The organism is Pseudomonas sp. CHM02 (genome assembly GCF_000612585.1).
GTDB lineage: Bacteria > Pseudomonadota > Gammaproteobacteria > Pseudomonadales > Pseudomonadaceae > Aquipseudomonas.
In genome coordinates this window covers 19840-45878 of the sequence record NZ_JFCA01000053.1, presented here as the reverse complement: position 1 = coordinate 45878, position 26039 = coordinate 19840, and the positions used below count along the sequence as shown (strand labels likewise).

Sequence of the window (26039 nt, the reverse complement as noted above, 5' to 3'; positions counted from 1 at the left end):
ATCGCCATCGCCGGCAAGCCGGCTCCTACAGGGGCTACGGTGATCAGACCTGCAGGTAATCCAGGATCCCTTCGGCGGCATTGCGGCCTTCGAAGATCGCCGTTACCACCAGGTCAGACCCGCGCACCATATCGCCACCGGCGAAGATCTTCGGGTTGCTGGTCTGGTGCTTGTACTGGCCTTGTTCCGGGGCAACGACTCGGCCCTGGCTGTCGGTCTGGATCTGGAACTGCTCGAACCACGGCGCCGGGCTTGGACGGAAGCCGAAGGCGATGACCACGGCATCGGCCGGGATGATTTCTTCGGAACCCGGGATCGGCTCGGGGCTGCGACGGCCACGGGCGTCCGGTTCGCCGAGACGGGTCTCGACCACCTTCACGCCTTCGACGCGGTCTTCGCCGACGATAGCGATCGGCTGGCGGTTGTAGAGGAATTTCACGCCTTCTTCCTTGGCGTTCTTCACCTCTTTGCGCGAGCCGGGCATGTTGGCTTCGTCACGACGATACGCACAAGTCACCGATTTGGCGCCCTGGCGGATCGAGGTGCGGTTGCAGTCCATCGCGGTGTCGCCACCGCCGAGCACCACGACCTTCTTGCCTTTCATGTCGACGAAGTCTTCCGGCGACTTTTCAAAGCCCAGGTTGCGGTTGACGTTGGCGATCAGGAAATCCAACGCGTCGTAAACGCCCGGCAGATCCTCACCGGCAAAACCGCCCTTCATGTAGGTGTAGGTGCCCATGCCCATGAACACCGCATCGTATTCTTCGAGCAGTTGCTCCATGGTCACGTCTTTGCCGATCTCGGTGTTCAGGCGGAACTCGATGCCCATGCCGGTGAACACTTCACGACGGTTGCTCAGGACGGTCTTTTCCAGCTTGAACTCGGGGATACCGAAGGTCAGCAGGCCGCCGATTTCCGGGTTCTTGTCGAACACCACCGGGGTCACGCCACCACGCACCAATACGTCGGCACAACCCAGGCCGGCAGGGCCGGCGCCGATGATGGCGACGCGCTTGCCGGTCGGCTTGACCTTGGACATGTCCGGACGCCAGCCCATGGCGAACGCGGTGTCGGTGATGTACTTCTCCACCGAACCGATGGTCACGGCGCCGAAGCCGTCGTTGAGGGTGCAGGCACCTTCGCACAGACGGTCCTGCGGGCACACCCGGCCGCACACTTCCGGCAGGGTGTTGGTCTGGTGCGACAGCTCGGCGGCGGCGAGGATGTTGCCCTCGGCCACCAGCTTCAGCCAGTTGGGAATGAAGTTGTGCACCGGGCACTTCCATTCGCAATACGGGTTACCGCAACCCAGGCAGCGGTGAGCCTGGTCGGCCGAGTGCTGGGGTTTGAAGGGTTCGTAGATCTCCACGAACTCTTTCTTGCGTTGACGCAACAGTTTCTTCTTCGGATCTTTGCGCCCGACATCGATGAACTGGAAGTCGTTATTCAGACGTTCAGCCATGTTAAAACCTCATCAAACTCTTCAGGCGCATATCACTGCGGGTTGGCACGGATGCTGGAAAGCAACGATTTCAGGTTGGCAGCCTTGGGCTTGACCAGCCAGAAACGACGCAGGTAATCATCGAGGTTTTCAGCGAGGTTACGACCCCATTCGCTGCCGGTCTCCTCGACGTACTCGTCCAGCACGTGCTGCAAGTGGTTCCGGTAGGATTCCATGGCTTCGCCGCTGATCCGCTGGATCTCGACCAACTCGTGGTTGACCTTGTCGACGAAGGTGTTGTCCTGGTCGAGCACGTAGGCGAAACCGCCGGTCATGCCCGAGCCGAAGTTGTAACCGGTCTTGCCCAGTACCGCGACAAAGCCACCGGTCATGTACTCGCAGCAGTGATCGCCAGTGCCTTCCACCACGGTGTGGGCACCGGAGTTACGCACGGCGAAACGCTCACCGGCGGTACCGGCGGCGAACAGCTTGCCACCGGTGGCGCCGTACAAGCAGGTGTTGCCGATGATGGCACTGTCCTGGGTCTTGTAGACGCTGCCTTTAGGCGGAACGATCACCAGCTTGCCGCCAGTCATGCCCTTGCCTACATAGTCGTTGGCGTCGCCTTCGAGGTACATGTGCAGGCCACCGGCGTTCCACACGCCGAAGCTCTGGCCCGCGGTACCGTTGAAGCGGAAAGTGATCGGCGCTTTCGCCATGCCTTGGTTGCCGTGCTTGCGCGCGATTTCGCCGGAGATGCGGGCGCCAATCGAACGGTCGCAGTTGCAGATATCCAGGGCGAATTCGCCACCGCTGGCATCGTTGATCGAGGAAGCAGCCATCTCGACCATCTTCTCGGCCAACAGGCCCTTGTCGAACGGTGGGTTGCGGTCCACCTGGCAGAATTGTGGCTTGTCCGCCGGGATGTGGTCGCTGCCCAACAGCGGCGTCAGGTCCAGGTGATGCTGCTTGGCGGTCTGGCCTTCGAGGATGTCCAGCAGGTCGGTACGCCCGATCAGCTCTTCGAGGGAACGCACGCCCAGCTTGGCCAGCCACTCACGGGTTTCTTCGGCGACGTAGGTGAAGAAGTTCACCACCATGTCGACGGTGCCGATGTAGTGATCCTTGCGCAGCTTCTCGTTCTGCGTCGCGACACCAGTGGCGCAGTTGTTCAGGTGGCAGATGCGCAGGTATTTGCAGCCCAGCGCGATCATCGGCGCGGTACCGAAGCCGAAGCTTTCGGCGCCGAGGATCGCGGCCTTGATCACATCAAGGCCGGTTTTCAGGCCGCCGTCGGTCTGTACCCGAACCTTGCCGCGCAGGTCGTTGCCGCGCAGGGTCTGGTGGGTTTCGGCCAGGCCCAGTTCCCACGGTGCACCGGCGTACTTGATGGAGGTCAGCGGCGAAGCGCCGGTACCGCCGTCGTAGCCAGAGATGGTGATCAGGTCGGCATAGGCCTTGGCCACGCCGGCGGCGATGGTGCCCACACCGGCTTCTGCTACCAGTTTCACCGAGACCAGGGCCTGCGGGTTGACTTGTTTCAGGTCGAAAATCAGCTGCGACAAGTCTTCAATCGAGTAGATGTCGTGGTGCGGCGGCGGCGAAATCAGCGTCACGCCCGGCACTGCGTAACGCAGCTTGGCAATCAGCCCGTTGACCTTGCCGCCTGGCAGCTGGCCGCCTTCACCGGGCTTGGCGCCCTGGGCTACCTTGATCTGCAGCACTTCGGCGTTGACCAGGTATTCCGGGGTTACACCGAAACGGCCCGTCGCCACCTGCTTGATTTTCGAGCTCTTGATGGTGCCGTAGCGCGCCGGGTCTTCGCCGCCTTCGCCGGAGTTGGAACGCGCACCCAGGCGGTTCATGGCTTCGGCCAGGGCTTCATGGGCCTCAGGCGACAACGCGCCCAGGGAAATACCGGCGGAGTCGAAGCGCTTGAGGATCGATTCCAGCGGCTCGACTTCGGCGATGTCCATCGGCGTGTCCAGGGTCTTCACCTTGAACAGGTCGCGGATCATCGACACCGGGCGGTTATCCACCAGCGCGGTGTATTCCTTGAACTTGGCATAGTCGCCCTGCTGCACGGCGGCTTGCAGGGTGTTGACCACGTCCGGGTTGTACGCGTGGTATTCGCCACCGTGCACGAATTTGAGCAGGCCACCTTGCTGGATCGGCTTGCGCGCGCTCCAGGCTTCGGCTGCCAGGGCTTTCTGTTCAGCTTCGATGTCGACGAAACGCGCGCCCTTGATGCGGCTCGGCACGCCACGGAAGCTCAGCTCGCAGACTTCTTCGGAGAGGCCGATGGCTTCGAACAATTGAGCACCGCGGTAGGACGTGACGGTGGAGATGCCCATCTTCGACAGGATCTTCAGCAGGCCCTTGGTGATGCCCTTACGGTAGTTCTTGAACACCTCATAGAGGTCGCCCAGCACTTCACCGGTGCGGATCAGGTCACCCAGCACTTCGTACGCGAGGAACGGGTACACCGCCGAGGCGCCAAAACCGATCAGCACCGCGAAGTGATGCGGGTCGCGGGCGGTGGCGGTTTCCACGAGGATGTTGGAGTCGCAGCGCAGGCCTTTTTCGGTCAGGCGGTGATGCACTGCGCCGGTGGCCAGCGAAGCGTGGATCGGCAGCCTGCCCGGCGCGATGTGACGATCGGTCAATACGATCTGGGTACGACCGGCGCGCACGGCCTCTTCGGCCTGGTCAGCGACGTTGCGCACGGCGGCTTCAAGGCCGAGGCTCTCGTCGTAGTTCAGGTCGATGATCTGGCGGTCGAAGCCTGGGCGGTCCAGGGTCATCAACGAGCGCCACTTGGCCGGGGAAATGACCGGTGAGCTGAGGATCACGCGGGAGGCGTGCTCTGGCGATTCCTGGAAAATGTTGCGCTCGGCACCGAGGCACACTTCCAGGGACATCACGATGGCTTCGCGCAGCGGGTCGATCGGCGGGTTGGTCACCTGGGCGAACTGCTGGCGGAAATAGTCGTACGGCGTACGTACGCGCTGGGACAGCACGGCCATTGGCGTGTCATCGCCCATGGAACCGACCGCCTCGTAGCCTTGCTCGCCGAGCGGACGCAGCACCTGGTCGCGCTCTTCGAACGTGACCTGGTACATCTTCATGTACTGCTTGAGCTGGTCGACGTCATAGAAAGCCGAACCGTGGTCGTTGTCTTCCATGGTCGCCTGGATGCGCAGGGCGTTCTTGCGCAGCCATTGCTTGTAGGGGTGACGCGACTTCAAGCGGTTGTCGATGGCATCGGTGTCGAGGATCTGACCGGTCTCGGTGTCCACGGCCAGGATCTGGCCAGGGCCAACGCGGCCTTTGGCGATCACGTCTTCAGGCTTGTAGTTCCACACGCCGATTTCCGACGCGAGGGTGATGAAGCCGTTGGTGGTGGTGACCCAACGCGCCGGGCGCAGACCGTTACGGTCGAGCAGGCACACCGCGTAGCGGCCGTCGGTCATGACCACGCCGGCCGGGCCGTCCCACGGTTCCATGTGCATCGAGTTGTACTCGTAGAATGCACGCAGGTCCGGGTCCATGGTCTCGACGTTCTGCCACGCTGGCGGAATGATCATGCGCACGCCACGGAACAGGTCGATGCCGCCGGTGACCATCAGCTCGAGCATGTTGTCCATGCTGGAGGAGTCGGAACCCACGCGGTTGACCAGCGGGCCGAGCTCTTCGAGGTCCATCAGGTCGTTGGCGAACTTGGTGCGACGGGCCACGGCCCAGTTGCGGTTGCCGGTGATGGTGTTGATCTCGCCGTTGTGGGCGAGGAAGCGGAATGGCTGGGCCAGCGGCCATTTCGGCAGGGTGTTGGTGGAGAAGCGCTGGTGGAACACGCAGATTGCGGTTTGCAGGCGCTCATCGCTCAGGTCTGGATAGAAGGCGGTCAAGTCCGCCGGCATCATCAGGCCTTTGTAAATGATGGTCTTGTGGGAAAAGCTGCAGATGTAGTGGTCGGTGTCGGCGGCATTGGCCACGGACGAACGACGACGCGACGTGAACAGCTTGATCGCCATGTCCTGGTCGCTCAGGCCTTCGCCTGCAATGAACACTTGTTCGATCTGTGGCAGGCGCTCGTTGGCCAGGCGGCCGAGTACACTGGTGTCGATCGGCACTTTGCGCCAGCCAACGAGTTGCAGGCCGGCGGCCAGGATCTCGCGGTTCATGTTTTCGCGAGCGGCTTCGGCTTTGACCGGGTCCTGGTTGAAAAACACCATGCCCACGGCGTACTGCTTGGGCAGGTCGACAGCAAATTGCTCTTTTGCGACAGCGCGCAGGAACTGGTCGGGCTTTTGAATCAGCAAGCCACAACCGTCACCGGTCTTGCCGTCGGCGTTGATCCCACCGCGGTGGGTCATGCAGGTCAGGGCCTCGATGGCCGTTTGCAAAAGGGTATGACTGGGCTCGCCCTGCATATGGGCTATCAGGCCGAAACCGCAGTTATCCTTGAATTCATCGGGTTGGTACAGACCTGCTTTCATAGACACTTTCTCACCAGGCTGCCTCTTATATCGAGGCAAATTTCTTTTCAATTCAACCGGTTACCTTCCACGCCGAACGTACGCCGGCTTAGCGGGGGCAAAAGGGAGGTCATTGTACACACCGACACAGACGCTCACAAATTTAGCGACGAAATGTCGCAAATCTATGTCGCATTTATGAAAGGTTTAAAGCGATATGCTGTGCTAGTCAAAACTTTTTTAATTCTGACCGCTACGACTCAAAAGCCACTGTGACGCAGACACCACAAAGCGCGCGGTCTCTAGAGACTGCACGCACTTGCGGTTATTTTTTGAGGTGCCGGGAGGGCGGCCTGGGTAAGGCCGCCGGATCTTCAGCGAGTTGTTGCGAGTTCTTGTTGAACGCTGGCAACAGTGCGAGGCCAAGGTTTACCAGCCTGGACCTTCGCTGGCAAGGTTTTGATCGCAGAATCGGCGGCTGCACGGCTGGAGAAGTTGCCGTAGGTGATCACGTAGAGAGGCTTGCCGTTGAGCACTTTCTTGAAATAACGGTACTCGCCGCCCTGCTCTTTCACGAACGCCTGGGCGTTGGCTTCGGAGCTGGTGCCGAGAATCTGCACCACGAAGTTGCCGGTCGGCTGGCTGGCGTACCAGCTGCTGCCAGCGGCGCCGGCTTTGGCAACGGTGGCGGCCGGCTTTTCAGCAGGCTTGGCAGCCGGAGCCGGGGCTGGCTTGGCGACTGGTGCAGGCGCGACCGGCTTGGTCACAGGCGCAGGCTTGGCGGTGGCGACAGTCGGAGCAGGTGTCGGCTTGGCCGCTGGCTGACCGGCTGGCACGCCCGCGGGTGGCGCAGTGGTGGTCACGGTCGGCGGTGTGGCGCTGGAACCTTCCACCGGCACGCCGTCGTCGCCTTCGGAAATGCCACCGGCTTCTTCGGCGAGCGGGCCACGCATGACAGGCTGGCCGACCATCGGCAGGTTGGTCGGTTGGCCGGAGTTGGCGAACTCGACATTTGGCGTGGGCTTGCCCAGTGGCAATTGCGCCTGCTCGGTTGGCGCACCGGCGGTGGTCGGCGCCTTGCTGCGACCCGGAATCAACCAGGCGGCGGCGACAGCGACCACGACAACGGCGGAAATAGCCAATACGTGTTTCTTAGGCATAGTGAACCCCATCTTTGGACGCTTGACCGCAGAGCGGCTGGCAATCATGGCTTCGATCATGGCATCGCGGGCGACCTGGTTGATGGTGCCAGGCCAGCCGTCGGAGCTTTCGTGAATATCAGAGATCTGCTGAGCGGAGAAAAGTTCGATGCCCGCCCCTGCGCCTTCCAGGCGTTGAGCCAGGTATTCGCGGGTTTCTTCCTCTTCGTACGGCTGCAGTTCGATGACGTGGAACAGCTCCTGGTCGCCACTGATCTGCTCGAGGTCGGCAATCAACGACGACTCACCAAACAGGAACACGTGCGGACGGCCTTCCGGCGTACCCGCGGCGAGTGCCAGCAGCGCTTCGAGGGCAGATTCGTCGAGCTGCTCGGCGTCATCCACCAGCAGGTAGACTTCCTGGCCGGTCAGGCCCAGTTGCACCACCTGCTTGAGGATCGCGTTCGGCTCGGCAGTGGACACGTCCAGCGCCTGTGCCACCTGGCGCAGCACGCCCGCTGCATCGCCAGCACCACGGGCCGACACCACCACGCTCTGCACGGACTGCTTGTTGGTGCTGGCCACCAGGGCCTGGCGCAACAGGGTCTTGCCGCTGCCCAGCGGCCCGGTTACGACCAGCAGCAGCTGGCTGTAGCGCGCGAGATGATGCAACTGGCCGAGCACGGGCTTGCGCTGGGCCGGGAAAAATTTGAAACCAGGTACCCGTGGAGCAAAGGGGTCGTGGCTTAACTGGTAATGGCCGAGGAACGCCTCGTCGGCATGCAAACTAGTCATCGGGATCTTATTAACCTTTAAGCTGGGCCAGGGCGCGGTAATCCGCTCCCAGCGTGGCCTGTAAAATCTCTTTCGGATAATCGTCGGTCACTACCGCTTCGCCCATGTGGCGCAGCAGCACCAGTCGCAGTCGACCGTCGATCACTTTCTTGTCTATCGCCATATGTTCGAGGAAGTCCGCCTCAGTCATCTCCTCAGGCGGGATGACCGGCAAACCGGCACGCTGGAACAGGCGGATACCACGATCACGCTCTTGGGCGCTGATCCAACCCAGGCGCTGCGACATCTCCAATGCCATCACAGTGCCAGCCGCTACGGCCTCCCCATGCAACCACACACCATAGCCCATGTGCGTTTCGATCGCATGGCCGAAGGTGTGGCCCAGGTTCAAGGTGGCCCGTACACCGGACTCCCGTTCGTCGGCATTCACCACCAGTGCCTTGGCGGCGCAGGAGCGAGAAATCGCTTCGGTGAGTGCCACCTGGTCCAGATTGCGCAGCGCGTCGACGTGCGCTTCCAGCCAGGTCAGGAACGGCTCGTCGCAGATCAGCCCATACTTGATGACTTCCGCCAGGCCCGCCGACAACTCGCGCGGCGGCAAGGTGTTGAGGGTGGCGGTGTCGATCAGCACGGCTTGGGGCTGGTAGAACGCGCCCACCATGTTCTTGCCCAGCGGGTGGTTGATGCCGGTCTTGCCGCCCACCGACGAATCGACTTGGGACAGCAAGGTGGTCGGCACCTGGATAAAGTCCACGCCACGCTGGTAGCAGGCCGCTGCGAAACCGGCCATGTCGCCGATCACACCGCCGCCCAGGGCGATCACGGTGGTGCGGCGGTCATGACGGGCGGTCAGCAGCCCGTCAAAGATCAGTTGCAGGGTTTCCCAGTTCTTGTGGGCTTCGCCGTCGGGCAAGATCACAGAGATAACGGAATACGCCGCCAGACTGCGGCTCAGACGCTCAAGATACAGCGGCGCGACCGTTTCGTTGGAGATGATCGCCACCTGCCGCCCGGCAATATGCGGTGCGAGCAGCTCGGGCTGGTCCAACAGACCTTCGCCAATATGGATCGGGTAGCTGCGCTCGCCTAGATCGACCTTAAGTGTCTGCATGTGTCCCCGCGTTGAAGATGTATTGACGACCGGCAACATCAAGATCTGACGTCGCCTGATGGCTCTACGCCACACCTTGGAGGGTGGTGGCGCGCCGCCGAGAATAGCGCATTTCGGGCCTGGCTTTAACGGGGTGGCAGCCGTTGCAGGCGCTCAAGAATGTCGAGGACCACCATCCGGGGTGGCCGCTCATCGGTTTCCACCACCAGATCGGCGATTTCCCGGTACAGCGGATCGCGCAGCGCCAGCAGGTCACGCAAAGTCTTTGCCGGATCGGCGGTGCGCAGCAACGGACGATTGCGATCGCGGGCAGTGCGACCCACCTGCTGCTCGACCGACGCATGCAGATAGACCACCCGACCACCGGCATGCAGCGCCCGACGGTTTTCATCGCGCATCACTGCACCACCGCCGGTGGCCAATACCACGCCGTCGCAGCCGCACAGCTCGGCGATCATCGCCTGCTCGCGGTCACGAAAGCCCAGTTCGCCTTCCTTATCGAAGATCCATGGGATATTGGCACCCGTGCGCAATTCAATTTCCTTGTCGGAATCTTTGAACGGCAGGCGCAGCTCTTTGGCCAGCAAACGGCCGATGGTGCTTTTTCCAGCGCCCATCGGTCCTACAAGAATCAAATTTCGCACAGAATCAACGACTCACAGCAATCGCCTGGTTATTCATAATACGCGGAGTCAGGAATACCAGCAGCTCGGATTTTTTCTCCGCCAGCACATCGCGCCGGAAAAGGCGGCCAAGATACGGCACATCGCCCAAAAATGGCACTTTATCTACCACTTTGCTTTGGGTATTGGAGAAAACTCCGCCGATGACGATGGTCTCGCCGTCCTTGACCAGCACCTTGGCGTTGACCTCGTTTTTCTTGATCGGCGGCACGTCATTGAGTTTGTTCAGGTAGTCGGGCTCATCCTTGGTGACCTTGACCTCCATGATCACCCGGTCATCGGGGGTGATCTGCGGGGTCACCTCCAGCGACAATGAGGCCTCCTTGAACGACACCGACGTAGCGCCGCTGGAGCTGGATTCCTGATAGGGGATTTCGGTGCCCTTGAGGATGCGCGCGGTTTCCTTATCGGAAGTCACTACCTTGGGTTGCGAGACGATTTCACCATTGCCGGTTTTTTCCATGGCGGTAAGCTCGAGGTCCAACAGCAGGTTGTCGGTGATAAAGGCGATGCCCAGGCCGGAGGTGCCGGTCAGCGAGCCCAGGTCCACAAACGGTGCGCTGGGCGGGTTCTCCGGCGGCTCAGCACCTTCAGGCAGAGGTTTCGGGAGACCTCCCGCGCCCCAGTTGCCGCGATTGAGTCGCCCACCCCAGCGGGCCCCCAGGCTTTTGTCGTAATCGACATTGGCCTCGACAATCCGCGCTTCGATCATCACCTGGCGCACCGGAATATCCAGCTGCGCCACGATCCGCCGCAGTTCCTCCAGCCGCTCTCCGGTCTGGTAGGCGATGATGTTGTTGGTGCGATCATCCACCGCCACCGAGCCACGCTCATCGGTGACGCCCTCCAGCCCCGTCACCGACTGGAACAGCTTGGCCAGGTCCGCCGCCTTGGCGTAGTTGACTTGCAACAGCTCCCGACGCAAGGGCGCCAGTTCAGCCATTTGCTTGCGCGACTCCAGGGTCAGCAACTCACGCGCGGCCAACGCTTCGGCGGGGGCGACCAACAGCACGCCGGCCTTTACTCGCTTATCCAGCCCCTTGGCCTGCAGCACCAGGTCCAGCGCCTGGTCCCAGGGCACCTCCTTGAGGCGCAGGGTAATTGAACCTTGCACATCGTCGCTCGCCACCAGGTTGAGGCCCGCCACATCGGCAATTTGCTGCAACGCCGTGCGCAACTCGATGCTCTGGAAGTTGAGGTTGAGCCTGTCACCTGTATAGGCGCTCGACGTGACGTTGCCAGGGGGTGGCAACTGGATCAGGTCTACACGATTGGGCACAGCAGCAGCCATCGGTGCCGTGAACGCTATCCATAGCGCCACACCGAAGGACGAGAAAGTCCTTTTCATTGTTTGATTCCGTTATGAGTTGACGTTTAACACGAGGGTTCGCGGACGCTCCAGCCATGCGCCCCGACCATCAGGAAACAGCTCGACCAATTCGACGCAGCGCTCATGGATGGCCGTGACTCGGCCATGGTCCGGACCCAGGTAGTCACCGACCTCCAGCCGATGCACCCTCGATGCCGCACGCAGCAAGGCGAAGGCCTGCACGCCACGGGACAGCGTGCCGACCATTTCGAACTGGTCCATTGCCAGGCCTTCGAGCGCTCCACGTGGCCGGGTGAGATCCGGCGCACGGGCGGGACGCCCAGGCGCATGGTCGACCTGAACGGCCAGCCGTTGAAACGGATCGCGCAGGCCTGACGAGTCATACACAAATGCCGGCCCTTTCGCGCCTTGCCCGCCCAGACCACTGCCTGGCTGCACCTGCCAATAGGTCTTGGCCAGCAGATCAAGGCGCAACAGCTTGCCATCACGGCGCAGGGCGACATCGTGCACCGTGGCGATTCGTGACAGCCCACCCAGGCCGTTCAGGAACATTGCCAGGTCGTGATAAGCCCCGATCAAGCCGATTTGCACGGGCTGCTCGTGATAGAACTGCCGAGGCTGCTCATCCAGCGGGGTGACACGCTCGACCAGCAAACCATTGGCCAGCGCCAAGCCCGCGAGGTCCTCCAGCAAACCAGGCATTTCGGAGTGCCCCGGCAATGCCTGCACCAGCTCATCGGCCTTCGCCTGCATGAGTTGGAGGTGGTGCGTACGCGCCTCAAGGCTGGCAGCCAGGGCCGTCTTTTGTGCGACGTGCTGCTTCAGGGCCACTTCCTGCACCTCGACCAGGTACAACCGCTGCCGCGACGGGCTCAGGTACACCAAGTCACCCACCAAAAACACCACGCCCGCCAGCGCACAGCCCAACAGGGCCTTGCCAGGGAGGGGCCATTTTGCAGCGTTGTGAGTGAGCGCAGAAAGATTGAGCCTTGGCAGGCTCAAGGTTGAGCCTCGGACGACTCTCCCTGACGCACCATCAGCTGGAATTCATTGTTGCCGCGCGCGCCATCCGTTCGCACATGTTGCAGACGCGTGGAGTGGGCGCCTTGCGCCGCCTCGAGGCGGCGCATCAACTGGGCGATATCCTGGCTGGACTCGGCGCTGCCGCTGATACTCACCGTGTCGCCCTTCGCCACCACTTCATGCAGGTGCACACCGTCGGGTACCGCGCGGGCCAACTGATCCAACAGCTGGGCACCGGACGAGCGGGAGTCATGCAGGTCTTGCACGACTTTCATGCGCTGCGCCAACTGCTGGCTTTGCTCCTGCAGGTCGTCGATGGTCTTGATGCGTGAATCCAGGCCGGCGATGTCCTTGCCCAGATGATCATTGCGGGTTACCTGCCGGTCGATTGCCTGGTCGATCACCTGGTCCGCCAGCCACACGGCCGCCAGCGCCGCGCAGGCGAATGCCAGCAAACACGCCAGCAAATACTTGCGTCGCCGCTCTGCCAGCGCCTGGCGCCAAGGCAATAGGTTGATTCGTGTCTTCAAGCGAAACTCCTCAGGGCCAACCCGCAAGCAATCCCCATCCCTTGGGCATCCACGGCCCATTGTGCACCATCCACTCGATGACTCGGCGTGAAGCTGGCGAAATCCTGACTGCAAGCGCGCGCCAATGCAAACGCTTCGACATCGATCACCCTGGGCTTCAGCCCGGCGAGGGCCAGGACTGCCTCCCGCGCTTCGACCTGCTCCTTCAGGCACGCCGCCAGCAGCACCTCGATTCGGCCGGGGTCCAGTGCCGTCGGCCCGCGTACTTGAAAGTCGATGGCCACGTCATCCAGAGGATAAGGAATGTACTGGTCTGCCTCCATCTGGATCATCCAGGTCATCTCATCTTCAGTCAGCCCGGCCTCCATCTCGATCATCCGCGTGATCACCGACGGTCCGGCCACGGCGACAGCGGCGCCCCGAACGGATGTCGACAGCCGCGACAATGCACTGCGCAAGGCGCGGCCAACGCCTTCGAGATCGAGGAATATGCCATCGACCACCGATTGCACGGGCAATGGCTGCGTGGCGTAAGCCTGAATGTTGTAACCCGAGGTTGAACGGCCCAGCTCCACCAGCCGGATTGCCGCGTCATTGATGTCGACGCCCAGCAGGGTGTCGAGTTTTTGCCTGAAAAATCCCTTTCCCATAAAACTCCCTAAAACTTTGCCTGTCATACCGCCTGATTGCTGCTGGGCGCCATGCATTCGGTCGACTTGTTGAACAGGTGCGAATGACGCCCCAAGTCGAAAAATGCTTTAATGCCCAGCGTTTTTTCCCGCTTTTTATCTGCAGCTCGGGTCGATCCATCGTTTGCCATGCATGCCCCGACGCCTAACTCATTCTTTTCTCTGGAAATCCAAAAGCCTTGATTCGTCTGCTGAAGTTTTTCGGGTACTCCATTGTCGCCATCGTTTGCGGGCTGCTGCTCGTGCTCAGCGGGGCCTACCTCTACCTTAGTCCGGGTTTGCCTTCCGTAGAGGCCCTTAGAAGTATCCAGTTGCAGATTCCTTTGCGGGTCTACAGCAGCGATGAAAAACTGATCGCGGAGTTCGGCGAAATGCGCCGCACACCGATCCGTTTTGCCGATATTCCACCCAATTTCATCAGCGCCCTGCTCTCGGCCGAAGACGATAATTTTGCCAACCACTATGGCGTCGACCCCAGCAGCCTGGTGCGTGCAGCCACCCAATTGGTAAAAAGCGGACACATTCAGTCCGGCGGCAGCACCATCACCATGCAGGTGGCGAAGAACTTCTTCCTCACCAGCGAGCGCAGCTTTTCGCGCAAGGCCACTGAAATCCTCCTGGCGCTGCAGATCGAACGCCAATTGACCAAGGACGAAATCCTCGAGCTGTACGTCAACAAGATCTACCTGGGCAACCGCGCCTACGGGATCGAGGCGGCTTCCCAGGTCTACTACGGCAAGTCCATCCGTGACGCCAGCCTGGCGCAGATGGCCATGATCGCCGGCCTGCCAAAAGCCCCTTCACGCTTCAACCCGCTGGCCAACCCGGCGCGCAGCAAAGAGCGCCGCGACTGGATCCTGGGACGCATGTACAAGCTGGGCAAGATCGACCAGGCCGCTTACGAAAGCGCCATCGCCGAACCGCTGAACGCCAGTTACCACGTGCCGACGCCGGAAGTGAACGCCCCCTATATCGCCGAAATGGCACGTGCCGAGATGGTCGGCCGCTACGGCAGCGAGGCCTATACCGAAGGTTTCCGCGTGACCACCACCGTACCGAGCGACCTGCAGGAAATCGCCAATACCTCGGTGCACTCCGGCCTGATCACCTACGACCAGCGCCACGGCTACCGCGGCCCTGAATCTCGCCTGCCGGGCAAGACCCTCAGCGCCTGGACCACCGAGTTGGGCAAGCAACGCTCGATCAGCGGCCTGGAACCGGCCATCGTTACCCAGGTGAAGAAAGATGGCGTTCAGGTGCTGACCCGCACTGGCGAAGCCCATGTGGCGTGGGACAGCATGAAATGGGCGCGGCCATTCCTGAACACCAACAGCATGGGTGCGATGCCCAAGCAGCCGTCGGACGTCGCGCAGGTGGGTGACTTGATCCGCGTGCAACGCCAGAAAGACGACAGCCTCAAATTCAGCCAGGTGCCATTGGCCCAGGGCGCACTGGTGTCGCTGGACCCACAGAACGGTGCGATCCGCGCCCTGGTCGGCGGCTTCGCGTTCGAACAAAGCAACTACAACCGCGCCACCCAGGCCAAGCGTCAGCCAGGTTCGAGCTTCAAGCCGTTCATCTACAGCGCTGCACTGGACAACGGCTACACCGCCGCCAGCCTGGTCAACGATGCACCGATCGTGTTTGTCGACGAATACCTGGACAAGGTCTGGCGCCCGAAGAACGATACCAACACCTTCCTGGGCCCTATCCGTATCCGCGAGGCGCTGTACAAGTCGCGCAACCTGGTGTCGATCCGCCTGCTGCAGGCGATGGGCGTGGGCAAGACCATCGATTACATGACGCGCTTCGGCTTCGCCAAGTCGGACCTGCCGCCGAACCTGTCCCTGGCCCTGGGCACCGCGACCCTCACGCCGATGGAAATCGCCACGGGCTGGAGCACCTTTGCCAACGGCGGCTACAAGATCGCGCCGTACCTGATCGACAAGATTGAAAGCCGCAACGGCGACACCCTGTTCACCGCCAACCCGCCACGCGTGCCGGGTGACGTGGTCAACGGCGTGGCGGCAACCGATGGCCTGGCAGCGCCAGGCAATGGCGGCATCACCATAGAGCCGACCCCAGGCACGACGCCGGCCGCCAACGGCACCCCGGCCGAGCCCCAGGCGCCCGCAGTCGCCGAGCGCATTGTCGACGGCCGTACCACTTACATTCTCAACAGCATCCTGGAGGACGTGATCAAGAAAGGTACCGGCCGCCGCGCCCTGGCGCTGAACCGCCCGGACATCGCCGGCAAGACCGGTACCACCAACGAATCCAAGGATGCCTGGTTTTCCGGCTACAACGCGGACTACGTGACCACCGTGTGGACCGGCTATGACCAGCCGGAAAGCCTCGGCCGTCGCGAGTTCGGCGGTACCGTCGCGCTGCCGATCTGGATGAGTTACATGGGTGCAGCCTTGAAGGACAAGCCGCCGCATACGCAGCCGGAGCCGGAAGGCATCCTCAGCCTGCGCATCGACCCGATCAGCGGCCGCGCCGCCTCGCCAAGCACGCCGAACGCGTACTTCGAACTGTTCAAGAGCGAAGACACGCCGCCGTCGGTCAACGAGCTGGGCAATGGTGTTGCGCCGGGCAGCCCGCTGCCGGCGGATGAGGCGGCGCCGATCGATCTGTTCTGAGGTTGGAACCAAGGCTTATCGTGGTGAGCGGGCTTTTGTGGTGAGCGGGCTTGTCCCGCGCTGGGGCGCGAAGCGGCCCTAATGCAAGTATCGCATTCATCCAGTTAAAACGCGTTGGCAGGTTTTAGGGCTGCTTCGCAGCCCAGCGCGGGGCAAGCCCGCTCACCACAACAAGCCCACTCACCACAAAGGCCTGCTCACCACAGCAAGCCTGACCAGCACAGCAAGCCTGCCCTGCACAAAGAGATCCGCCACAAAAAAGCCCCGACTCGCAAGAGCCGGGGCTTTTTGTTGGTGCGTTACAACGGCTTAGCCGTTGAACACATCATCCACGCTTTGCAGCGGGTAGTGCTTCGGATATGGCAGGGTGGCCACGCCGGTCTCGATGGCGGCTTTGGCCACGGCATCGGAGATCAGGGTGATCAGGCGCTTATCCATTGGTTTCGGAATGATGTACTCACGACCGAATTCCAGCTTGATACCACCGTAGGCGTCGCACACTTCCTGAGGCACCGGCAGCTTGGCCAGTTCACGCAGGGCGTTGGCGGCCGCCACTTTCATTTCTTCGTTGATGCGCTTGGCGCGAACATCCAGGGCACCACGGAAGATGAACGGGAAGCCCAGCACGTTGTTGACCTGGTTCGGGTAGTCCGAACGGCCGGTCGCCATGATCACGTCGCTACGGGTGGCGTGAGCCAGTTCCGGGGAGATCTCTGGATCAGGGTTGGAGCAAGCGAACACGATCGGGTTGGCCGCCATGGACTTGAGGCCTTCGGCGCTCAGCAGGTTCGGGCCGGACAGGCCGACGAACACGTCTGCACCGTCGAGGGCGTCAGCCAGGGTGCGCTTGTCAGTCGCGTGGGCAAACATCGCCTTGTACTGGTTCAGGTCGGTACGCTCGGACTGGACCACGCCCTTGCTGTCGACCATGAAGATGTTTTCCAGCTTGGCGCCCATGCTCACCAGCAACTTCATGCAGGAGATGGCCGCAGCGCCGGCGCCCAGGCAGACGATCTGTGCGTCGGCCAGGGTTTTGCCAGCGATTTCCAGGGCGTTGATCATGCCGGCCGCGGTAACGATCGCGGTGCCGTGCTGGTCATCGTGGAATACTGGAATGTCGCACTGTTCGATCAGGGCCTTTTCGATCTCGAAGCACTCAGGTGCCTTGATGTCTTCCAGGTTGATGCCACCGAAGGTGATGGAAATGCGCTTGACCGTGTCGATGAAAGCCTGCGGGCTTTCGGAGTCGACTTCGATGTCGAAAACGTCGATGCCGGCAAAGCGCTTGAACAGCACGCCTTTACCTTCCATGACTGGCTTGGAAGCCAATGGGCCAAGGTTACCCAGGCCGAGAATCGCGGTGCCATCGGAAATCACTGCAACCAGGTTGCCTTTGCCGGTGTACTTGTACGCCAGTTCGGGGTCGCGGGCGATTTCACGTACGGGCTCGGCAACACCAGGGCTGTAGGCCAGCGACAGGTCGCGGGCGGTGGCAGTGGCCTTGGTGAGCTCTACACTCAGCTTTCCTGGACGAGGATGGGCATGATATTCGAGAGCGGCAGTTTTCAAATCAGACATATCGGCATTCCGCTTTTACTGTTGGTCGACGGACCGCCGAGGATACGCGTGTCGCAAAGTCCCTACAAGACTGGGCAGTCACAGGTGTCAAGGCCCCAAAGTGCCGTACTTTGGTCTAAGGCCACAGGATACAAGGGCCTGACTGTTCACAATCGACCAAAAAAATGTCTACAATTTTTTCTTAATGCGTCGATTTGAGCATGCTGGGGTCGGTCAGTGGCAGCAACCAACGTGCCTGGCCGTCTTTCAGGCCGCCGCGCTTGGCGCGATCCTGTACCCAGCCACGGGCCTCGACGGGCGAGCCTTGCAGACCACTGAGCCATGCCGCGTCGAATTGAGGGACGAGGTCGGGTGCAATGCGTAATACCAGTGAGCCCTGCAATTCGATCCAGATTCCACCGCGATTGCGTTCGATCTTGCTTACTCGGCCGCTGACCAAGGCAAAGCCGGACTGCTTGAGCTGTGCCACGCTTTGCACAGGTGATTGCCGCCACAGGCCCAACCGCGCCTCCCGGGCGCTGTCTTCAGCGGCCTGCTGGCAAGCGACAAGATCGACATTGGGCGCGACGCCCACCTGAAACCCCAGGCCTTCGGCCAGCAATCGTGCCTCCAGGTTCTCGCCATCAGCGCCGTAGAGATGGGCCAAGGTCCGGCCGTAGCGGTCCTTGTTTTCGCGCCCAGGCGCCAGGCCGAGGCGACTGTCGCTGGCGTCCACCAATGCCTGCAAGCGCTGGCGGGCAGCGACGGCGTAAGGCTCGTCGGCGCGGCCACGCTTGCCGGTTTCCGGGGCATTGAGGCCGATCATCCGCACGCTGCGGCCATCCTTGAGGCGCACCGTGTCGCCATCCACCACACGCTGCACCTGTACATGGGCCAGGCCGGCCGGCGCGGGGCAGAACACCTGTGCCTGGGCGACCGACAGCCAAATCACAGGCACAAAAAAGGCGCCCGCAAGGGACGCCTTTTTCATCAGCATGGAAAAACCTGAACGGCTTCCCAAGTTGATCGGCCTTAGGCCTTTTTGGCACCGAAAGCACCGAAACGGTCAGCAAAGCGCTGTACACGGCCGCCGGTGTCCAGAGTTTTCTGCTTACCGGTGTAGAACGGGTGGCACTCGTTGCATACGTCAGTGCTCAGCGGCTTGGCCAAGTTCGAACGGGTTACGAATGCGTTGCCGCAGCTGCAGGTAACCTGAATCTCTTCGTATACTGGATGGATATCGGCTTTCATGGTGACTTCCTCGGGCTAGCGTGCCGCCACTCGACACTATTGTCGAATACCGCACGTAATTAGGCCGCGGATTCTACCAGACCTTTCCAATCGCGCAAGCGGCGCTTCCGGTCGAAAACCTCCTTTCATCAGAAAACCGTGGCATACCCAAGCCCTCCCCTGTCTGCTAGGCTCCCGCCCCTGCGCCACCGCCTGCCTTTATATGAGACCCCCCGCGTGCCCGACGCCATTTTGCGCCTAGCCCTGCCCTCGCCCCTGCGCCGCCTGTTCGATTACCGGGCCCCGGCCGGCGTGCTGCGAGCACAGCTGCAGCCAGGCATGCGCGTGCGGGTGCCGTTCGGTCGGCGGGAAATGATCGGCATCCTGGTGGAGGTCGCCGACCATAGCGAAGTGCCTGCGGAAAAGCTCAAGCCCGCGCTGGCCATGCTCGACGCCACCCCGCCGCTGCCGCCTGCACTGTTCAAGCTGTGCCTGTGGACCGCCCAGTATTACCAGCACAGCCTGGGCGACACCTTGAGTTGGGCATTGCCGGTGCTGTTGCGCCAGGGCGAACTGGCCGAAGCGCGCCAGGAACGTTTCTGGTCGATGGTGCCCGGTGCCCGACTCGACGACCCTCGCATCGCCCGCGCCCCGCGCCAGCGTGAAGCCTTGGCCACACTGGCGCAGCACCCCCATGGCGTGGCTCATCAGCTATTAAGCAAGCTGATGCTGAGCAAGGACAGCCTCGACCTGCTGTTGGCCAAGGGCCTGGTGCAGGTGGAGATCCGCAAGCACGCGCCCGACGCCCGCCACGAACACTGGCTGGCCCAGCCGGAACTGCCGCTGAACCCCGAGCAGCGCGCGGCCTACGAAGCGATTCGGGCCGGCTTTGACAGTTTCCACGCCTTCCTGCTGGCCGGCGTCACGGGCAGCGGCAAGACCGAAGTCTATTTGCAGTTGATCCGCGAAACCCTGCAGGCCGGCAAACAGGCGCTGGTGCTGATCCCCGAGATCAACCTGGGCCCGCAAACCCTGGCGCGCTTCGAGCAGCGCTTCAACGCCCGTATCGCCCTGGTGCACTCGGCGGTCAATGACCGCGAGCGCCTGGAGTCGTGGCTGGCGGCACGGGATGGCGAGGCCGACATTATTATCGGCACCCGCTCGGCGCTGTTCACGCCGATGAAAAACCCCGGGCTGATCATCATCGACGAGGAGCACGACGGCTCCTATAAACAGCAGGAAGGCCTGCGCTACCACGCCCGCGACTTGGCACTGGTGCGAGCGCGCCAGGAAGACATCCCGATCGTGCTCGGCTCGGCCACGCCGTCCCTGGAAAGCCTGCACAACGCCTACACCGGTCGTTACGGCCTCCTACGCCTGAACGAGCGTGCGGGCGGCGCCAAGCAGCCCCGTTTCCTGCGCCTGGATGTAAAAAGTCGCCCGCTGGACAGCGGTATTTCCGGGCCGATGCAACAGGCAATCGGCCAGACGCTTGCCGCCGGCCAACAGGTGCTGGTGTTCCTAAATCGCCGCGGCTTTGCGCCGACCCTGCTGTGCCACGACTGTGGCTGGATGTCCGAGTGCGAACGTTGCGATGCGCGCATGACGGTGCACCAGCGCTACGGCGAGCTGCGCTGCCATCACTGCGGTCATGTGGAACGGGTGCCGCGCCACTGTCCGCAGTGCGGCAAAGTCGACCTGCGTCCGGTAGGCGCAGGCACCGAGCGGGCCGAAGAGCGCCTGGGCATCCTGTTCCCGGATTACCCGGTGCTGCGCGTCGACCGCGACAGCACGTCGCGCAAGGACGCGATGAACCAACTCTTCGCCACCATCCAGAAAGGCCAGCCGTGCATCCTCATCGGCACCCAGATGCTTGCCAAGGGGCACCATTTTCCAAGGGTGACGCTGGTGTCGATCCTAGATGCCGACGGCGGCCTGTTCTCCGGGGATTTCCGCGCCAGCGAACGCATGGCGCAGTTGATCGTGCAGGTCGCAGGTCGCGCGGGCCGTGCCGAAGAGCCAGGCCGGGTGATTATCCAGACGCACCTGGCCGATCATCCGCTGCTCATTCAACTGACAGAACAAGGCTACTTCGCCTTCGCCGAACAAGCGTTGAGCGAACGCCGCGCCGCCGGCCTGCCGCCGTTTTCCCACTTGGCCTTGTTGCGCGCCGAGGCCCACAAACCGGGGCAGGCCGAAGGTTTTCTGGATGAAGCGTGCAGCGCCGCCGAACGTTTGCTCGGCGAACTGGGTCTGAGCGGCATCGAACTGCTCGGCCCGGTGCCCGCGCCCATGGAGCGCCGCGCCGGACGTTATCGCGCTCAGCTACTCTTGCAGGCAACCTCGCGCGCGCCTTTGCATCGGCTATTAAGTAGCTGGTTGCTTGCGCTGGAGCAAATACCCAGCGGTCGCCAAGTGCGATGGTCGTTGGACGTAGACCCGGTAGATTTGTACTAACCCCACCCTTGTAGGAGCCGGCTTGCCGGCGATGAGGCCGTTGAGATCGATGCAATATTCTAGGCCGCCATCGCCGGCAAGCCGACTCCTACAGGGGGATAGCGTCCTGGAGAGGGAAGCCCGCAGGTCCGCCATCTGGTCTGAACGGTTGGCAAGCCCGCCCTCGCCACGGATAATGCCCAGTTTTTCCACCTGCGCATCGCGCGCCGCCGCTTGCGGTCGAAAGAGAACACCATGAAAGACACCATTCGCCAGCTGATCCAACAAGCCCTCACCCAACTCGTCAACGAAGGTGTGTTGCCTGAAGGCCTGTCGCCGGCGATCCAGGTGGAAAACACCCGCGACAAGACCCACGGTGACTTCGCCAGCAACATCGCGATGATGCTGTCCAAGCCGGCCGGCATGAAACCGCGCGACCTGGCGGAAAAAATCATCGCCGCGCTGCCTGCCGACGAGAGTGTCACCAAGGCCGAAATCGCCGGCCCTGGCTTCATCAACTTCTTCCAGAACACCCAGGCCCTGGCATCGCGCCTGGATGCGGCCCTGGCCGACGCCAGGATCGGCGTGCGCAAGGCTGGCCCGCTGCAGCGCGTGGCCATTGACCTGTCGGCGCCGAACCTGGCCAAAGAGATGCACGTGGGCCACCTGCGCTCCACCATCATCGGCGACGGCGTGGCACGCGTGTTGGAGTTCCTCGGCGACACCGTGATCCGTCAGAACCATGTGGGCGACTGGGGCACCCAGTTCGGCATGCTGATGGCTTACCTGCAAGAGAACCCGATCACCAGCAACGAACTGTCGGACCTGGAGAACTTCTACCGCGCCGCCAAGAAGCGTTTCGACGAGTCCGAAGCATTCGCCGACCGCGCCCGTGGCCTGGTGGTCAAGCTGCAAGCCGGTGACAAGGAATGCCTTGAACTGTGGAACCGCTTCCGTGAAATTTCCCTGTCCCACTGCCAGGAAATCTACGAGTTGCTCAACGTCAAGCTGACCATGGCCGACGTGATGGGCGAAAGCGCCTACAACGACGACCTGATCAACGTGGTCAACGACCTCAAGGCTAAAGGCCTGCTGGTGGAGAGCAACGGCGCGCAGTGCGTGTTCCTCGAAGAATTCAAGACTGCCGACGGCGAGCCGCTGCCGGTGATCATCGTCAAGGCCGATGGCGGCTACCTCTATGCCACCACCGACCTGGCGGCCGTGCGCTACCGCAGCGGCGTGCTCAAGGCCGATCGCGCGCTGTATTTCGTCGACCAGCGCCAGGCCCTGCACTTCCAGCAGGTGTTCGAAGTGGCACGCCGTGCCGGTTTCGTCACCCACCCGATGCACATGGAGCACATGGGCTTCGGCACCATGAACGGCGCCGATGGCCGCCCGTTCAAGACCCGCGACGGCGGCACCGTGAAGCTGATCGACCTGCTGACCGAAGCCCAGGAACGTGCCTACAACCTGGTGAAGGAAAAGAACCCGGAGCTGGCCGAGGCCGACCTGCGCAACATCGCCCGCGTGGTGGGGATTGGCGCGGTAAAATACGCCGACCTGTCCAAGCACCGCACCAGCGACTACAGCTTCAATTTCGAGCTGATGCTCAACTTTGAAGGCAACACCGCGCCGTACCTGCTGTACGCCTACACCCGTGTGGCCGGCGTGTTCCGCAAGCTGGGCAAGGATTTCAGCGAAGTCGAAGGCCAGATCAACCTGCAAGCCCCCCATGAGCAGGAACTGGCTGCCAAGCTGGCGCAATTCGGCGAAGTGCTGAACAGCGTCGGCGAGAAAGGCACGCCGCATATCCTGTGCACCTACCTGTACGAAGTCGCCGGCCTGTTCTCCAGCTTCTACGAGAACTGCCCGATCTTGACAGCCGACGACGAAGCCCAGAAGCAAAGCCGCCTGCGCCTGGCCGCACTGGCTGGACGGACCCTCAAGCAAGGCCTGGAACTGTTGGGCCTGGAAACTCTGGAGCGTATGTAAGTTGGCTGCCAAGAAAAAACCTGCACCCAAGCGCGGCGCCAGCCGCTACCAGGCCCCGGCGAAGAAGCCGATCCCGGGCTGGTTGTGGATGGCCATCGGCCTCACCGTCGGCGCGTTTATTGTGTTCCTGATGAAACTGGATCCGGGCAAGGGCGATGACGTCAAACGGGTCAAGCAGGAACAGCAGAAGGCCACGAAAATGGCCGAAGCCAACAAGACGGCGCCGAGCCCGACCGCACCGGTGAAGCCGAAGTACGACTTCTACACGCTGCTGCCGGAATCGGAAGTGATCGTGCCGCCTGACGCCGTGCCGGAGAAAACCCTGCCGACACCGCAAGTGCCGACCACGCCGGTCACTCCAGCGGAAGCCGCGAAGATCGACACGGCGCGCGCCCAGGCCGCATTGGCAGGGATTACGCCGCCGCCAGCACCGCCGGTGGCCGAAACCAAGGCCGCGCCGGTGACCAAGTTCTTCCTGCAAGCGGGTTCGTTCCCGAAACAGGCGGATGCGGATCGCGTGCGTGCGCAGATCATCCTGCTGGGCCAGTCGGTGACGGTTGAGTCCGGCACGGTGAAGGATGCGACCTGGTATCGCGTGCTGGTGGGGCCGTTCAGCAACCGAGAACAGCTGACTGTGGCGCAGAAACAACTGGCTGGCGCGGGCTTTAGCAACCTGTTGTTACAACAACGCCAGAGCCGCTGATTCAGCGAACACAGAGGAACCCATGTGGGAGCGGGCTTGCCCGCGAATGCGGTCCATCAGTCGCCAGATTCCTTGACTGATATTCCGCTTTCGCGGGCAAGCCCGCTCCCACATTTGATTTTGTTCGTGCTCAAAATTCAGCCCGGCACACAATCGCCACTCGTCCGCCCCCCCGTCCTACGGTTGAAATCCCCCCCGCCACCCCCATATGAGTTTCCATCAGGGCATTTTCGCCCCGCTGCGTGGAGACTCTCCCCTTGACCACCATCGTTTCAGTACGTCGCCACGGCAAAGTCGTCATGGGCGGCGACGGCCAGGTTTCCCTGGGTAATACCGTGATGAAAGGCAACGCCAAGAAAGTGCGTCGCCTGTACCACGGCCAGGTTCTCGCAGGCTTTGCCGGCGCTACCGCCGACGCCTTCACCCTCTTCGAGCGTTTCGAAGGCCAGCTGGAAAAACACCAGGGCCACCTCGTGCGCGCCGCGGTCGAACTTGCCAAAGAATGGCGCACCGACCGCTCCCTCAGCCGCCTGGAAGCCATGCTGGCCGTTGCCAACAAAGACGCTTCCCTGATCATCACCGGCAACGGCGATGTGGTTGAGCCTGAACATGGCCTGATCGCCATGGGTTCCGGCGGTGGCTACGCCCAGGCGGCAGCCAGCGCACTGTTGAAGAAGACCGACCTGTCGGCCCGCGAAATCGTCGAGACCGCCTTGGGTATCGCCGGCGATATCTGCGTGTTCACCAACCACAACCAGACCATTGAGGAGCAGGACCTCGCCGAGTAAGCCGTAGGCTTATTCCCGCTTGAGGCCGCCAAACACTATGTCCATGACTCCCCGCGAAATCGTCCATGAACTCAACCGCCATATCATCGGCCAGGACGATGCCAAGCGCGCCGTTGCCATTGCGCTGCGTAACCGCTGGCGCCGGATGCAACTGCCCGAAGAACTGCGCGTTGAAGTAACGCCGAAGAACATCCTGATGATCGGCCCGACCGGCGTCGGTAAAACCGAGATCGCCCGTCGCCTGGCCAAGCTGGCCAATGCGCCGTTCATCAAGGTCGAAGCCACCAAGTTCACCGAAGTGGGCTACGTGGGCCGCGACGTCGAGTCGATCATTCGTGACCTGGCCGACGCCGCCCTGAAGCTGTTGCGCGAACAGGAAATGACCAAGGTCAGCCACCGCGCCGAAGACGCCGCCGAAGAACGTATCCTCGATGCCCTGCTGCCACCGGCACGCATGGGCTTCAACGAAGACGCCGCGCCGGCCTCGGATTCCAACACCCGCCAGCTGTTCCGCAAACGCCTGCGTGAAGGCCAGTTGGACGACAAGGAAATCGAGATCGAAGTCGCCGAAGTCTCCGGCGTCGACATCTCCGCCCCACCTGGCATGGAAGAAATGACCAGCCAGTTGCAGAACCTGTTCGCCAACATGGGCAAGGGCAAGAAGAAAAGCCGCAAGCTCAAGGTGAAGGAAGCGCTGAAACTGGTGCGCGACGAAGAAGCCGGGCGCCTGGTGAATGAGGAAGAACTCAAGGCCAAGGCCCTGGAAGCAGTCGAGCAGCACGGCATCGTGTTCATCGACGAGATCGACAAGGTGGCCAAGCGCGGCAACTCCGGTGGCGTCGATGTATCCCGTGAAGGCGTACAGCGCGACCTGCTGCCACTGATCGAAGGCTGCACCGTGAACACCAAGCTGGGCATGGTCAAGACCGACCACATCCTGTTTATCGCCTCCGGTGCGTTCCACCTGAGCAAGCCAAGCGACCTGGTGCCGGAGCTGCAAGGCCGCCTGCCGATTCGCGTCGAGCTCAAGGCGCTGACGCCAGGCGACTTCGAGCGCATCCTCAGCGAACCGCACGCGTCGCTCACCGAGCAGTACCGCGAGCTGTTGAAAACCGAAGGCCTGGGCATCGAGTTCCAACCGGACGGCATCAAGCGCCTGGCGGAGATCGCCTGGCAGGTCAACGAGAAGACCGAGAACATCGGTGCCCGTCGCCTGCACACCTTGCTGGAGCGTTTGCTGGAGGAAGTATCCTTCAGTGCGGGCGACCTGGCCGGCGCGCAGAATGGCGAAGTGATCAAGATCGACGCTGAATACGTCAACAGCCACTTGGGCGAATTGGCGCAGAACGAAGATCTGTCTCGTTATATCCTGTAAGCCTCACGCAGGACCGCTTTGCTTTATTGTGGGAGCGGGCTTGCTCGCGAATGCGGTGTATCAGTAACAGATGTGCTGACTGGCACACCGCATTCGC

At 62.0% G+C, this 26039-nt stretch carries 17 protein-coding genes and 1 pseudogene; 6 read left to right on the top strand and 12 right to left on the bottom strand.

Annotated elements, in window-relative coordinates:
• Positions 1-43: 43 nt before the first annotated feature.
• The 9 genes and pseudogenes from BM70_RS0125790 to pilM form a co-directional block, all read right to left on the bottom strand.
• Positions 44-1462 carry an FAD-dependent oxidoreductase gene (locus tag BM70_RS0125790; protein WP_010213750.1) on the bottom strand — a complete coding sequence of 473 codons (1419 nt, stop codon included), beginning with the start codon at positions 1460-1462 and terminating at the stop codon, positions 44-46.
• 32 nt (positions 1463-1494) lie between these two features.
• Entirely contained in the window at positions 1495-5940 is a 4446-nt protein-coding gene (gltB, locus tag BM70_RS0125785) for a glutamate synthase large subunit (RefSeq protein WP_025858705.1), read from the bottom strand.
• Between the two features lie 353 nt (positions 5941-6293).
• Positions 6294-7853 (bottom strand): SPOR domain-containing protein, encoded by a 1560-nt coding sequence (locus tag BM70_RS0125775; protein ID WP_025858703.1) that lies wholly within the window; start codon positions 7851-7853, stop codon positions 6294-6296.
• 10 nt (positions 7854-7863) lie between these two features.
• Positions 7864-8964 (bottom strand): 3-dehydroquinate synthase, encoded by a 1101-nt coding sequence (gene aroB / locus BM70_RS0125770; RefSeq protein ID WP_025858702.1) that lies wholly within the window; start codon positions 8962-8964, stop codon positions 7864-7866.
• Between the two features lie 125 nt (positions 8965-9089).
• Positions 9090-9608 carry a shikimate kinase AroK gene (gene aroK / locus BM70_RS0125765; protein ID WP_003187914.1) on the bottom strand — a complete coding sequence of 173 codons (519 nt, stop codon included), beginning with the start codon at positions 9606-9608 and terminating at the stop codon, positions 9090-9092.
• A gap of 4 nt (positions 9609-9612) precedes the next feature.
• Positions 9613-10869: pseudogene (locus BM70_RS0125760) on the bottom strand (type IV pilus secretin PilQ); the annotation flags it as partial.
• A gap of 138 nt (positions 10870-11007) precedes the next feature.
• Positions 11008-11979 carry a pilus assembly protein PilP gene (locus BM70_RS0125755; RefSeq protein WP_025858700.1) on the bottom strand — a complete coding sequence of 324 codons (972 nt, stop codon included), beginning with the start codon at positions 11977-11979 and terminating at the stop codon, positions 11008-11010.
• A complete protein-coding gene (locus tag BM70_RS0125750) occupies positions 11976-12530 on the bottom strand; it encodes a PilN domain-containing protein (RefSeq protein ID WP_025858699.1) in 555 nt (184 codons plus the stop codon). The genes BM70_RS0125755 and BM70_RS0125750 overlap by 4 nt, the downstream gene beginning before the upstream one ends.
• A complete protein-coding gene (gene pilM / locus BM70_RS0125745) occupies positions 12527-13180 on the bottom strand; it encodes a type IV pilus biogenesis protein PilM (RefSeq protein WP_025858698.1) in 654 nt (217 codons plus the stop codon). Before pilM ends, BM70_RS0125750 begins: the two co-directional genes overlap by 4 nt.
• Positions 13181-13401: 221 nt before the next feature.
• Here pilM and BM70_RS0125740 point away from each other — a divergent pair, with 221 nt between their 5' ends.
• Positions 13402-15861 carry a penicillin-binding protein 1A gene (locus tag BM70_RS0125740; RefSeq protein ID WP_371262184.1) on the top strand — a complete coding sequence of 820 codons (2460 nt, stop codon included), beginning with the start codon at positions 13402-13404 and terminating at the stop codon, positions 15859-15861.
• Positions 15862-16170: 309 nt separating this feature from the next.
• Here BM70_RS0125740 and BM70_RS0125735 read toward each other — a convergent pair whose 3' ends face one another.
• The 3 genes from BM70_RS0125735 to rpmE all read right to left on the bottom strand — a co-directional run bounded on the left by BM70_RS0125735 (position 16171) and on the right by rpmE (position 18669).
• Entirely contained in the window at positions 16171-17439 is a 1269-nt protein-coding gene (locus BM70_RS0125735) for a malic enzyme-like NAD(P)-binding protein (RefSeq protein WP_016979185.1), read from the bottom strand.
• Between the two features lie 181 nt (positions 17440-17620).
• A complete protein-coding gene (locus BM70_RS0125730; protein ID WP_025858696.1) occupies positions 17621-18415 on the bottom strand; it encodes a thermonuclease family protein in 795 nt (264 codons plus the stop codon).
• 35 nt (positions 18416-18450) lie between these two features.
• Positions 18451-18669 carry a 50S ribosomal protein L31 gene (gene rpmE, locus BM70_RS0125725; protein ID WP_025858695.1) on the bottom strand — a complete coding sequence of 73 codons (219 nt, stop codon included), beginning with the start codon at positions 18667-18669 and terminating at the stop codon, positions 18451-18453.
• A gap of 216 nt (positions 18670-18885) precedes the next feature.
• On the opposite strand from rpmE, the gene BM70_RS0125720 reads away from it, so the two are divergent.
• From BM70_RS0125720 to hslU, 5 genes are all read left to right on the top strand, one after another.
• On the top strand, positions 18886-21105 hold the full coding sequence (locus tag BM70_RS0125720; protein WP_025858694.1) for a primosomal protein N': 2220 nt from the start codon (positions 18886-18888) through the stop codon (positions 21103-21105).
• Positions 21106-21339: 234 nt separating this feature from the next.
• Positions 21340-23076 (top strand): arginine--tRNA ligase, encoded by a 1737-nt coding sequence (gene argS, locus BM70_RS0125715; protein ID WP_025858693.1) that lies wholly within the window; start codon positions 21340-21342, stop codon positions 23074-23076.
• 1 nt (position 23077) lies between these two features.
• Positions 23078-23779 (top strand): SPOR domain-containing protein, encoded by a 702-nt coding sequence (locus tag BM70_RS0125710; RefSeq protein WP_025858692.1) that lies wholly within the window; start codon positions 23078-23080, stop codon positions 23777-23779.
• Positions 23780-24036: 257 nt separating this feature from the next.
• Positions 24037-24567 carry an ATP-dependent protease subunit HslV gene (hslV, locus tag BM70_RS0125705; RefSeq protein ID WP_003171209.1) on the top strand — a complete coding sequence of 177 codons (531 nt, stop codon included), beginning with the start codon at positions 24037-24039 and terminating at the stop codon, positions 24565-24567.
• A 37-nt stretch (positions 24568-24604) separates the two neighbouring features.
• On the top strand, positions 24605-25942 hold the full coding sequence (gene hslU / locus BM70_RS0125700; protein ID WP_025858691.1) for an ATP-dependent protease ATPase subunit HslU: 1338 nt from the start codon (positions 24605-24607) through the stop codon (positions 25940-25942).
• The last annotated feature ends 97 nt before the right edge of the window (positions 25943-26039 follow it).